At 46.0% G+C, this 13,467-nt stretch carries 7 protein-coding genes; 1 reads left to right on the forward strand and 6 read right to left on the reverse strand.

Annotation, left to right across the window (positions count from 1 at the left end; genetic code table 11):
- Positions 1–312: 312 nt before the first annotated feature.
- The 6 genes from KQP79_RS00500 to KQP79_RS00525 form a co-directional block, all read right to left on the reverse strand.
- A complete protein-coding gene (locus KQP79_RS00500) occupies positions 313–3,078 on the reverse strand; it encodes a glycosyl hydrolase (protein WP_004320957.1) in 2,766 nt (921 codons plus the stop codon).
- Positions 3,075–4,478, reverse strand: coding sequence for a glycoside hydrolase family 28 protein (locus KQP79_RS00505; protein ID WP_004309132.1), 1,404 nt, complete (start codon positions 4,476–4,478; stop codon positions 3,075–3,077). The genes KQP79_RS00500 and KQP79_RS00505 overlap by 4 nt, the downstream gene beginning before the upstream one ends.
- The gene (locus tag KQP79_RS00510) at positions 4,475–5,077 is read right to left on the reverse strand and encodes a DUF4450 domain-containing protein (protein WP_061448043.1); all 603 of its coding nucleotides are present in this window, start codon (positions 5,075–5,077) and stop codon (positions 4,475–4,477) included. Before KQP79_RS00510 ends, KQP79_RS00505 begins: the two co-directional genes overlap by 4 nt.
- Entirely contained in the window at positions 5,028–6,563 is a 1,536-nt protein-coding gene (locus tag KQP79_RS00515) for a glycoside hydrolase family 28 protein (protein WP_264386610.1), read from the reverse strand. The genes KQP79_RS00510 and KQP79_RS00515 overlap by 50 nt, the downstream gene beginning before the upstream one ends.
- Before the next feature lie 48 nt (positions 6,564–6,611).
- Positions 6,612–7,850, reverse strand: coding sequence for a rhamnogalacturonan acetylesterase (locus KQP79_RS00520; protein ID WP_004305254.1), 1,239 nt, complete (start codon positions 7,848–7,850; stop codon positions 6,612–6,614).
- Positions 7,851–7,979: 129 nt separating this feature from the next.
- Positions 7,980–10,856: a sugar-binding domain-containing protein gene (locus KQP79_RS00525; RefSeq protein ID WP_032847388.1), complete on the reverse strand. Its 2,877-nt coding sequence runs from the start codon at positions 10,854–10,856 to the stop codon at positions 7,980–7,982.
- Positions 10,857–11,098: 242 nt separating this feature from the next.
- On the opposite strand from KQP79_RS00525, the gene KQP79_RS00530 reads away from it, so the two are divergent.
- Positions 11,099–13,456: a family 43 glycosylhydrolase gene (locus tag KQP79_RS00530; protein WP_004309136.1), complete on the forward strand. Its 2,358-nt coding sequence runs from the start codon at positions 11,099–11,101 to the stop codon at positions 13,454–13,456.
- Positions 13,457–13,467: the final 11 nt, after the last annotated feature.

Here is a 13,467-nt window from a genome sequence, read left to right on the forward strand (position 1 = left end):
AATCAATCCGTTCAGGGGATGAAGCTATATTTCCTGTCTCACTCTTGCTTTTTACTATTTTATTTTGTATCTTTAGTGCTTCTCATCTTCCCAAAGACAGGTAATCATATTACAAAGTGACCAATATCATCTTATAAGGTGATATTGGTCACTTTGCAATGTGCCTATTGTCCCATTGTAACGGGACGACTTACCGGCTGCATAAAAAAACTAATCTCTGCACTGAAAACCCTTAATCTTTGCACTGAAAAGTCTTAAGTACAAGATTGAAAAACTAGTTTGTTGCAGTATGATGATATGACAATGCCTCAACTATGGCATCACATTTACCGGAATCAGCCGTACCTCACTATTCAAGCCGGAGGGTAATGGACTCCAATGTCCATAATTGGCCGGACGATAGTTCAAATCAACAATATTGATTTCTTTGAATTTGCGCCACTGCACTCCCTGCCTGTCTAATTCTGTAATTCGATTCGCAGGGAGATTCGTGACTTCTATCTCGATGTGGTTTTTTCCGGGTTTTAAGAACTGGCCCACCTTTAGTTGATAAGGCACTGCCCATGCGCATCCCGCTTCCTGTCCGTTGATGCGGACACGGGCACTTTCGCGTACATCTCCCAAATCAAGAATCCAGTCGTCGGCCTGCAAAGTCGGCAATTCGATGTCTAAGGAATAAACACCGGTTCCCATGTTCGTTTGGGCTGCCGGATGATCGATATGGGTCCATGAACAGGGGCGATCTATATCAAATGTTCCTTGAATTTCCGGTTTGCTTTCGGCGAAGTGTAACTTCCAACCATGATCCAGACGAAGACTGAAAGGTTGCTCTTTGACATACTTCCACGGTTTGGATGCCTGCAAAGGTTGTTGATATGTTTGCAGAATGAACGATTCACCGGATTTTAATTGCAGATAGACTTGTGTTTTTCCGTTTGCCTGTCTTACCTTAGCTTCACCACATTCTCCGGTCATGGGATTGAAGAGAGCGGCTGCGGCTGCATTCGTTCCCAATGTGATCCAACCGTCCACTCCTTTATTTTGCAAGGAAGAGATGAAATAGTGGTGTCCCGTATCATTCACTCTTCGGATCGCTTGTAGTCCGAATTTGGTTTTCATTTCTTCGGGAGAAATATTGCAGCTGGCCAATGTGCGTGCATAATCCGTTCCTGTGATAATCTTCCCCTTTCCGATTGGAGTAACGGTTGTTTCCGAGAAAGAAACAGCCGGAAGTTGCCGGAGCGTACGCTGGTAACTTTGGCGTTTTTGTTCCAACTGACCGTATCCCGGTACATCTGTCGGATAATTTTCGAGGAATACGATAGTAGCTCCCTGTTTGGCCAGTTCATAAAGATGTGCCAATACATCACTCGGCATTAGGTGTGCAGCAGGCACTACCAATGCTTTGTAGCCCGTTCCGCCTGAAGTAACCAACTGTCCGTCTTTGAAACGTGTACTGCGAATAAAGTTATCGGAAATATAATCCCCGTCATACCCGCTGTTGTTGATGCGATGGATAGCGTCGATAAACTTAGGAGCCAGTTTATCCATGTGGTGTATCGTGAATAATAACAATCGTCCCGGTTGCTCATTCCACATATCATATACCGGAAGATAAATCAGGAAATCATTATCCGGCCGTCCCATTTGCAGAAAGCTCTGGCAACGGGTGATATAGTTGAAGAACGAAGGGGCATCACGCCAAATACTGTTTGTCGGACTCATATTGATAGAAGCGTAGAACAACCATCCGGGCCATTCGGCTTCTTTCGGAGAATACGGAGTGCCGTGGAAAAACATGTGATTGACTCCGGAAACAAACATCAAATCCATATCCGGTTTACATTGCGACAGGGAAGTACGGAAATGCTCCGTCAGCCATGTAAATGTCTCGGAAGAAGTATACGTTTTTCCTGCAATATGAGCTGCCGAGGAGGCATATTTCAGCATAGACAGGTCCGAATCATTCTTTTTGGTCAATGAGTCCTGACGCAATCCTTCGATGTGGAACTGCGACAGTCCGAAACCTTCACATTCCGGAATATCCACGGAAGCATAGATATCAATCAGATTACCGGGCGAACCATGTGCCTGATTACGGGTGATACTACCGTTTTTGTGTGCCCAGTCTGTCCATTGATGACTGAAGTTCTCCAATAAGAGGTCGGAAATGGTTTCCCGGTAATCCGACACGATACGTCTGCTAACTTCCGGACGGTTTTTATCCAGGAATTCGGGGAAATGTTCTTCCAGTTTATACCCCCGTCTACGAGCGAACTGTTCCAGGAAATCATCCGTCCAGTCAGCTTGATAAACTTCGTATGAATCGTTGAAGAAAGTATGTGGATAACTTGTCTTGCTACTTTTGAAAGCACGGTCAAAGCGGGAAAGATAATTTTTTACCGCCTTTTTTGAGAGATGATTCATCACATAGCCTTCTCCTCCCGGAGCTGCCCGTTTCACTTTCTGCCTTGTTTTTCCGATGTAAAGAGCGATCACTTTCCATTTGCCGGCAGGCGCTTTCCATTGCAGTTTGTCTTTTTTGACGTGAGCAGTCAGGTTGATACATTTGCCTTTCTCATCATATGCCATCACCCGGCTTAGTACAGAAAATGGTTGTTGCTTGGGATCGGTCACATTAATATCCTGTTCAATCTCTTTGCCGCCCTCTATTTCGTATGTCTGGAAGATAGCCTTGGTAGCCGCATCTTCTATACTAACTTCAGGTCCGCCAAAAGGCCATCCGGTTCCGGTATTCATATCAATCTCAATACCCGTACGTTTTCCTTCCGTTTGTGTATGCTTAAGCATTTCCATCCAGCGGGGAGAAAGGAACTGAATTTCATTCGCGTCATTGCCTTGCACCCCATAGATAGGAGTAATTTCTACTGCTCCCATTCCGGTACGTGCGTATTCTTCCAGATTATACGTCAGATTCTTTTCGTCTACGGCACTTCCCAGCCACCACCATCTGGCGCCGGGACGTGCTTCCACCGGAGTGTCCGGCCATTGTTGTGCTTGCATTACTCCACCTGCGGCGAGCAGGCAAAGAACTATCAATTCTCTTTTATTCATCATTCTTTCGGTGTGTTATAGTATTCTATATTTTCTGCGTCATCAGTTACAAAAAGCGGTCGTCCGTCCGGCTGTTCAAAGTGGAAGCGGATGCCGTCGAAGGTAATGTTCCGTGCGTGGCGGATATAAAACCCTTTGGCGGGAATAGTGCCGAACATCCAGGGTTCGGGGTATACTTTCTCCTGTTCGGGCGGAATACGTTTGCCATCCTCTTCGCTATATCCTCCTTTATAATAGAGGTGAATATTCCGAAAAGTTACGTCCTCAATACATGCACCCGGCACTCCGTTGATGATAGAAGCATACCGGCTGTCGGCATTCCATACATTGATATCGCTGATAAGAATACGTTTCATGGTACCTACAGGAGTACCTTCAGGACTGCGCATACGTGCGCCCAACCGAAGGAAAATAGGCGCGTTGACTATATTTCTCATTGTAATATTACTGATTACAATATCTTCCAGATGTCCTCCGTCTACCGTTTCCAATGCCAATCCACGGCAATGTTCAAAGATACAGTTCGTAATCGCAATATTGCGGAAACCTCCACTACTTTCTGTGCCGAGTTTGATGCGTCCCGTACGGAAACCATGATCGGGAGCCTGCGGTTCGTCCAACTGCCAAGTGCCGTCCATTACACTGCCTTTGTCAAAGCCGCTGACATAACAATCACTGATCGTCACATTTTCCGTATCTTGGAAGCGTCCTAATCCATAAGAGGCTTTCAATACAATGGCATCATCCCAGGGGGAGTTCACCGTGCATTGGCTGATACGTACGTTCCGGCAGCAATCAATATCAAAGCCATCCCGGTTGGTGTCTACTTTCAGATTCATAATCGTCAGATGATCCACTCCGGTAGCCAACAGGGCGAAATGCCCGCAATGCAGCATGGATAAATCTTTCAGGGTCACATTTCTGCAATCTTTCAGGCTGATAGCCTTATTGCCTACCCCCGGTAGGCGACTCTCTTCACGGGTCAAGCCTTTGCCATAGATTAAGCCGGGACCACTGATCGTAATATTCTCCAGTCCGATTCCCCAAATTAAAGAGTTTTTCCAATGGCTGTGACCGAAATCCTGATACTTATTATGTTCATTCGGTTCGGCGGTATCATATCCTTCCTCTTTTCCGGGAAAGGCGGCAATGATACGGGTGCCCTGTTCCAAATAGATATGAATGTTGCTTTTTAACCGGATGGAATAACACGCATATTCTCCCGCAGGTAGATATACTGTGCCTCCTCCGGCCTGTGCGGCCGCTTCAATTGCACGATTGATGGCAGGCGAATCAATCGTTTTCCCATCCGCTTTGGCTCCGAAGTCCATTACATTATAAATGGCTGCATGTAGATAGATGCAACCTATTAACAGACTGAATAATAAATAGATCCTTTTCATTTTTTGTCGATTTTGGCAAAAATATCCGGTAACATATAGTAGTTGTAATCCGCTTTTTCATTCTGTTCGTAGAAACAGAAGTAAAGCCGGAAAGGCTTGCTTCCTTCGTTTCGCGAAGAAGCCGGGGAGAGACTGCAACGTCCGGTCAGTACAGGGCGGTCGGTTCGTTTGCCTGATTCGTAAAGCATCAGGGGAGTTGCATCCTTATGTCCGTCACTCAAGCGAATATCATCGGTAGGAGTGACAGCCTGCAGCGTCCGTAATTGCATACTTTCTCCGTAGTAGCAAGTGAAGGCTTGTCCCTCCACGCTGAATACATTGATGTCCGAATCCGGTTGGCAATCGCCGAAACTCCAAAATAGGGCATCGGCTTCCGGAGCAGAGGCGACTTCTACTTCCAGAATAAATCCACGACTATCGGGCAGTGCTTTCCATTGGAAGGATACTCCCTGTATCTTTTCTTTAGGTTTTAGCCAGTGGCTTTCATTTCCTTTTGATATGCCCAACCGGAAAGTGCCGGCAGGTGGCGTCAGTGCTTGTGCTTGCGCATCAATGAGCAAGATTCCCAGCAGTACGATGGTCAGGAGATGTCTTAACATAGTTGAAGTTGATATTACTTTGTTCGTTCTCTTTTAGTTCAATGACATTCTTTTCTTCTGTCTTTAATGTAATTTCAGACAAGTTGAAATTCTTCGTATAGCAGATTTTGCCCGGTTTGTCGGTCTGCGCTTCGATGGCATAAAGATAGAAATTTTCCAGACGTAACGAGTCATTCCATCCCGAAGCGGAGATAAATTCGTCCACATTTTCCGCTTTTACCTTTGATACGTAGACATTGCGGAAACGCGGATAACCTTTTTCGGGAGGCGTTACCGGAGTCAGCATGATTCTCCAGTGTTCCGGGATTTCTTTCCCTTCATACTCTTTGGGTAAAGTGCTGTAACTGTAACTGGGGTTCCAGTTCAAGTCTGCCGCCAGCACGTGACGGACGTTTTCCGCTTTTACTTCGGTCATATAAATGTTTTCGATTGTCCCTCCACGGTTCATGGCGCTTTTCAACCGCAGCACGGCGGAGGTGCCGATTGCTTCCAGATTATATCCCAATACATTCCGTATGCTACCGGAATTTTCGCTTCCGCAGGTGATAAGTCCGGCACCTTTGCGGGCGATGCAATTGCGTATGACCACATTTTCCGTAGGAAGGTTCACCCGCAGTCCGTCTGCATCCCGTCCCGATTTGATACAGATATTATCATCGTTACAGTCTACATCGCAGTTTTCGACCAAGATATTGCAGGAAGAATCAATGTCGATACCGTCCGTGCTCGGACCGTGTCCACCTATATTGTTGTTGATGGTCAATCCGTCTATCGTGCAATAATCGGAGTAAAGAATCTGACATCCCCAAAAACCGGTACGCATCAGGGTAAATCCTTTCAATGTAATGTCCGAGCTACGTTCTATGAGGATGCCCCGTACCCGTTTGCAGTCATAATCCACAATCCAGCGCAATCCTTTTGCTTCGTATTCTTTCCGCATTTCCCAATATTTATCCCAAAATACTTTTCCCCGGCAGTCCAGCGTTCCTTCTCCGCTGACGGAAGCGTTCTTTTCATTGACAATGTTGATAACTGCCGCGGGCCATGTCATCTCGATTCCTGCAATCCGTGAGCGGAATTCGGGATAATGATGAATGTAAGGGCTGGCCAGTAAAGTCACCCCTTTGTCCAGTTGCAGGTTGACACCGCTTTTTATGAACAGTGCGCCAGTCTGATAATATCCCGGCTGAAAAACTACCGTTCCTCCACCGATGACGGCACAACTGTCAATTGCTTTCTGGATAGCTTCCGTGCTAAGCACCGTGCTGTCTGCTACTGCGCCAAAAGAATTAGCGGATAAAATTACATGGTTTCCGGGCATTTGCCGGCTGCCTACACTATCGGCCCATGACAAATCCGGTTGTTGCGGTACTTGCCCCCATTCGAAGCTGTTGTTTCCTGCCTGTTTAGCCGTTGGGGTGGCGCAAGCTGCTGTCAAAAGTGTGCCTGCCAATAGGAACAGGGGAAAGATGCTTTTGGTTTTCATATTTATCTAATGCCTGATTCTTAATACTTAATACCTACTACTTATCTCTTAATTTCCGTCCGGTTTTTCAATTTCCGTGAATGGTGATTCGTTCCAGTGGAAACCATTTACATCGTCCGGCTGTGCCGGATTATAGGACGGGTCTATTTTCAGGTGTTTAGCCAGTTCCGGTACGGCTTTCTTCATTCCTTCAATCACACATTGGGCTATTTGATAGGCTCCGTATGGATTGAAGTGGGTGTTATCCTCAAAAGCTTTGGTCTGTCCCGGATAAGTGCCTGCCGGATAGTGTACGAAAGCACGTTTCGACGTTTCTGTTCCCAAAGCTTCATAAAGCGTACGGGTCATCTCGTTGAGGTCGATCAACGGAACATTTTCTTTAGCTGCCAGCCAGCGCATGGCTTCCGGATAATCTTCGTGTGTGTCACGGATATGTCCGGTTGCGTCGAAACTCCGGCGTTGGGTGGGAGTGACCAGTACGGGGTATGCTCCCCGTGCACGAGCTTCATCAATAAATGTTTTCAGGCTGGTCATAAAAGAGTAATAAGCTCCTTTGCCCGGTCCTTTTTGCTTTTGGTCGTTATGCCCGAATTCCATGAAAAGATAATCTCCTTTCTTTATCTGGCTCAATGCTTTTTTCAAACGTCCTGCGGCAATAAACGTATTGGCTGATTCGCCCGATTCCGCATAATTGGCGATACAAACGTCCGTACCGAAAAAATGAGGTATCATTTGTCCCCAGCTTGCCCATGGCTCGTTGTCCTGGTCGACTACGGTACTGTTACCGCATAGAAAAACGGTAATCACCGACGGATCGGCAGGCTCGATGCTGATACTCTGGCATACGGGTGCATCGCCGTTAAATTCCAGCGTCAGTTTATCGTCCCAGTTCAGTTTGGCTTTTTCGCGGGGTTTGATACGTACGGATTCTTTTTCGGAAATGCGGGGGTTGCGTTTGTTGATGATAAATGTTTCATCTACGAATTGTCCCTTTTTAGTAGCGAGGTTATCAATGAACAGTCGGCGTGATTCGCCTCTTACTGTTGTCACCCCTGCCTGTTTCTTGCTTCCCAGGCGAACGGTTACTTGATAGTTACCGTCCGGCACGCGGACAGAAAAGAAGAAGGGTGCCTTGCTGCCTTTTTCGGGAGTAGCGACGAGATCATATCCATATCCCGTCTCCTCACTGTAGCGGGGAGCATCTGCCAACTGGTATGTTTGGGCTTTCTCCTGTGCATTGACACTTGCCGTAGCTAAGAGTAGCAAGCCTATGATCGTAGTTTTCATGTAAAATGATATTTAATGTATATTGTTTATGGAATTTAGGCACGGATTACACGGATTTCACGGTTTTTAGAATTACGCTTTTATAAAGCAACAGCGTAATCCGTGTAATTCGTGCCTGATAATTCCCATTTAGTTAATTTTCGGTTTGAGCTCGTCAGGAGAATCTTTGGTATAAGATTTCACATCTCCCGCCACTTTGGTGAATAATGCTTGTATTAGCTCCGGAGCTATCTTGTCTGCCGGACGGAAAGCATCCGAATTCATATAATTCAGGATTGCTTTGTGCATCTGGCGGGCAACGATTCGTTTTTCCGGTTGGGAAGTAATGTCCATACTGGTCATCATCAATTTACCGTTCAAGACCTTTGCTTCGAACAACATGCCGATTTTCCGGCTGATAAACCAAGTATCAATACTTTGAACCGTTGGTTGGAATGTTGCCGGGAAGTCGGTGAATTGCATCACCTGCGCTTTGTTCAGCAGTTCCCACCATTGAAGGTTACTATGATATTCGGTAGGGAATTCGCGGAAAAGAGGGTGATATTCATTCAGGAAAATACCGGTTGTGTGCGGCGGACGCATCTTGAACCAGGAAGTATTCCAGAATACGGGAGTGAAGTATTGTTTGACTTCTTTGCCGTATTGTATCTTTCCGGCAGCCGTAATCAGCACATTTCCTCCGTCTTGTAACACAGCCAATGCCTTGGCGTCCAAGGTGTCGGTGGTATATACTGTTCCTTGTACCAGTTCCACTTGTGCCGGATATACCCAGAAATCCCAGTCGTTTACGGCATCACAGCCTTCGATACGTACTTCCAGATTTAGTTTCTGCGGTGTATCGATTCCTTCCAGAGTCATATCTACACTACCCAGAGAATAAAGATTTCCGATGGGAATGTGATGGGTGCCGACAGTTCCATGAGCATATACTTTTCCGAATTTATCCTTAATGGTATATACTGTTTTTGCACTTTCTAAGGGAGCAGCTCCGAAATGAGATACTTCAATGTCGGCATGGAATGTTTCATTGTTGGCATATACAAATTTAGGAATACGTGCCAAAAGTACGGTCGGACTGCAAAAGCGTCTGAACTGTTCTGCGTTGATATATCCTTTTTCTTCAAAGAACACGTCCAGTACACCGACTAATGCAGTTCCCTGGCCGGAATAATCATTGAGAGCCAGCAACTGGAATCCCGCATAGTCCGGAGTACGCAAGGTCTTTTCAATCTCATGTTTGTAGCAGAGTGCCTGCAATTTGCCCGAAGCCATCATAAAGTCGTGACTCTGGCTTCCCATGTGGTTATCGTTCAGAATATCCCGGAAGATTTCAAAGTTCTTCGCTTTGTTGACTCCGGTATATTTACGGATCTCATTGAAATTCGGGAATACGCACCATTGACCTGTTTCGTGTGATACATACGGTTGTTTCACCGTGTCGATTCTTGCACGATAATCCGATTCACTTTCCGGTTGCGCACCTGCCCAACTAAGTCCGCGTGCGCCGGCTTTCACATGATACTCATTGTGAGGTTGCCATTGCCAGCTGTTTCCAACGGAGGCTCCTGTGTATACACGACGCGGATCGGTTGCTTTCCAATAATCCACGAACTTGCTGACCCATGCCACCCAACGACCGGAAGGTTCATTGCCGCAAGCCAGCATGCAGTAAGAAGCGTAATTCCCATATTCCTTGGTCAGTGCAATGGTTTCGTCCATCAGGTATTTGTCAATCGGTTGTCCGTTACCCAGTCTCGGACCGTGGTTCGGCCAGCTCGGTCCTTCCGGTTGCAGATAGAAACCGACCAGATCGGCAGCGATGAAAGCTGCTTCCGGCGGACAGAAAGAGTGGAAGCGCATGTGATTCAGGCCATAGTTACGACAAATGCGGAACACCCGTTCCCAAGAAGCTACATCCATCGGCGCATAGCCTGTCAATGGGAAGTCACAGTTTTCCACCGTACCGCGAAGCATCGTTTTGCGACCATTTACATAGAACCATTTCCCTTCTATCTTGAAATCACGCATACCGAACTGTACTTGTTGTGTGTCAGTTTGCTTGCCGTTGGTTAATTTTGCCGTCAGTTTATAAAGTGCCGGACTGAATTCATCCCACGTCAGAAACTCTTTTCCCATCGGAAGTTCCATTTCCACCGGATTATCTCCCGGACGGATGTTGAAACTTTGATGTACGGGAGCCACTTTGTGCTGAATGTCCGTGTTAAAGCTCGCAGCGGAAAGGGTGATCTCTCCCTTGGTGGAAGAAGCAGACCGTATATTCATGCGAACCAGCGCTTTCTGATTGCTCAAATCGGGATATACCTGAATATCTTCTAAATGGACTTTAGGAGTAGCTTGTAATTCGATTCGTCCGACGATACCGTTCCAGTTACCTTGTGTCTGGTCGGTGATGCTGTGAGAATCTGGACCTACGTTGATTTCTTTGATTCTATTATCGATACGGATGGTAATCAGGTACGTTTTTCCGGGGGTGGTTGCAGCAGTCAGGTCATAGACATGGGGAACACAAAGACTGTTTTGCATACCAAGCTCCTGCTGATTTACCCATACAGTAGTTTCGATGTGCGGACGTTCCAGAAAAAGAGTGATTCTTTCTCCTTTCCAGTCAGCCGGAATTGTCACTTTCTTTTGATACCAGGCCACACCTACATAATGTTTGTCGGGAGTCAGAAAGAAGGGTAGCTTTACTTGTCCCTCTATCTTGTATTTTTCCATATATGGGTTGAAGTAGTAAGAACTGTCGTAGAGGCTTCCGGTCCATTGGGTACGGACGGTCACTTCATCTCCTTTCAGTTTTTCGGGCATGGAGCCGGGCAGGTTGATAGAATCGTCGAGGGATTTTTTGAACCATTGTTCCTTGACGCCGGTATCTTCCCGGTCTATCCGGAAATTCCATTTGCCGGATAAGCTGAAAGAGTGATTTTGTCCCGCTACGGTCAGTATGGAGATAAATACGATAGCAATACTTACTAAAAGTCGTTTCATGATATATAGAGTTGATATGTTTTTCATTCTTTTTAAAATCTGCCGCTAAAGTAGAGCTTTTTAAGGGTTTAGTAAATAGAAAGATGTACAGATACATAGAATATTGTATCAAAATGGACATCTAAAAGCGTTCGTGTACAAAACTACATGGATTTGAAATATTGTCCATGCTCTTTATCTTTGAGGAGGGGCGGAGATGCCTTATCTTTGCAAGGTAAACTTTTTAATCTTAATAAGGAACCATGAAAAAAGTAGTAATCTGGATAGCTCTAAGTCTTTGGTCGGTGATGACAGTCTTTGCCGGTGAGACAGCTTACCTCTTTTCTTATTTTATCAATGACAGTAAAGACGGACTGCATTTAGCATATAGTTATGATGGATTGAACTGGCTGCCTTTACATGGCGGACGTTCTTATCTTACCCCTGCGGTTGGTAAAGATAAATTAATGCGTGACCCCAGCATTTGCCAGTCGCCGGACGGAACTTTTCACATGGTCTGGACTTCCAGTTGGACGGACCGGATTATCGGATATGCCTCTTCACGCGATTTGGTTCATTGGAGTGAGCAACAAGCAATCCCTGTGATGATGCACGAGCCGGATGCACATAACTGTTGGGCTCCCGAACTGTTTTATGATGAACCTTCACAAACCTATTATATCTTTTGGGCAACTACGATTCCCGGCCGTCACAAAGAAGTGGCTACCAGTGAAAGTGAGAAGGGACTGAATCATCGTATTTATTATGTAACAACGAAGGATTTTCGTACTTTCTCAAAGACGAAGATGTTCTTCAATCCAGATTTCAGTGTGATTGATGCCGCTATTGTGAAAGACCCGAAGCGGGAAGACCTGATAATGGTAGTCAAGAATGAAAATTCCAATCCGCCGGAAAAGAATTTGCGTGTGACGCGTACAAAGAAGATAGAAAAAGGATTCCCGACCAAAGTATCGGCACCTATTACAGGAAAATATTGGGCGGAAGGTCCAGCTCCTCTTTTTGTAGGTGATACGCTTTATGTCTATTTTGATAAATACCGTGACCATCGTTATGGAGCTGTTCGTTCTTTGGACTATGGTGAAACATGGGAAGATGTGTCCGATCAGGTCTTTTTTCCGAGGGGGATTCGTCATGGAACGGCGTTTGCAGTGGATGCCTCCATTGTGGAGTCACTGATTGCCGACCGGAACTATAATCCGCTTATTCCCGATAATCTGGCGGATCCGTCTGTCTCCAAATTTGGTGATACCTATTATCTTTATGGCACTACCGATCTGGATTACGGACTTGGACGTGCCGGAACTCCTGTCGTATGGAAATCGAAAGATTTTGTGAACTGGAGTTTCGAAGGTTCCCATATCAGCGGGTTCGACTGGTCGAAAGGATATGACTACACGAATGATAAAGGTGAAAAGAAAAAGGGCTATTTCCGGTATTGGGCGCCTGGAAAAGTGATTGAGCAGGACGGCAAGTTTTATTTATACGTTACGTTTGTGAAACCGGATGACAAGATGGGAACTTATGTACTTGTAGCTGATCGCCCGGATGGTCCTTTCCATTTTACTGCGGGACAGGGGCTTTTGCCTCCCGGAGAAGAAGGAACAGATAGCCCGGCTGTCGTTGATGATATTGACGGAGAACCTTTTATTAATGACGATGGTTCAGGATATATCTTCTGGCGTCGCCGGAATGCGGGACGGCTTTCTGCGGACAGGCTTCATCTGGATGGTGAGCCGGTAGCTCTGGCAACAGCCCGCCAGGGATATTCCGAAGGTCCGGTGATGTTTAAGCGTAAAGGTATCTATTACTATATTTATACGTTGAGTGGTCATCAGAATTATGTCAATGCTTATATGATGAGCCGCGAGTCTCCTTTGACGGGTTTTGTAAAGCCGGAGGGGAACGACATTTTTTTATTCTCTTCTCCTGAAAATCAAGTGTGGGGACCGGGACATGGCAACGTGTTTTATGACGAGGGAACGGATGAATATATTTTTCTCTATCTGGAATACGGAGATGGCGGAACTACCCGTCAAGTGTATGCTAACCGGATGGAATTTAATGACGATGGAACGATAAAGACATTAATCCCCGATATGCGTGGTGTAGGTTATCTGGCTGCTTCCCAAGAGACCCGGCCGAATCTGGCATTACAGTCGCATTTTTATGCTTCCAGTGAGAAATCTCCCCGTACTTCCGTGGTCAATATCGAAACGCAACCCAATCAACCGTTGCCGGAAAAAGGTTCGGTGAAGAGCTATACCCGCACGCATACTTATCAGGCTACCCATGTAGCTGACGAATCGAATGGAACCCGTTGGATGGCGGCTGATACGGATAGCAGTCCGTTTATTACAGTCGATTTAAAGGAAATCCGTAAGGTCGGGGAGTGCCAGCTCTATTTTACCCGTCCTACTGAAGGACATACCTGGCGACTGGAGAAGTCTATCGACGGAAAACATTGGCAGATGTGTGCCGAACAAGGGAAAGTACAAGTATGCTCTCCACATATTGCTAAGGAGATAGGAGAGACACGTTATCTCCGTCTTCATATTCGTAGGGGAGATGCCGGTTTGTGGGAATGGAAAATATATGAATAACGTTTTATAAC

Source organism: Bacteroides sp. DH3716P, from assembly GCF_025914115.1.
GTDB lineage: Bacteria > Bacteroidota > Bacteroidia > Bacteroidales > Bacteroidaceae > Bacteroides > Bacteroides ovatus.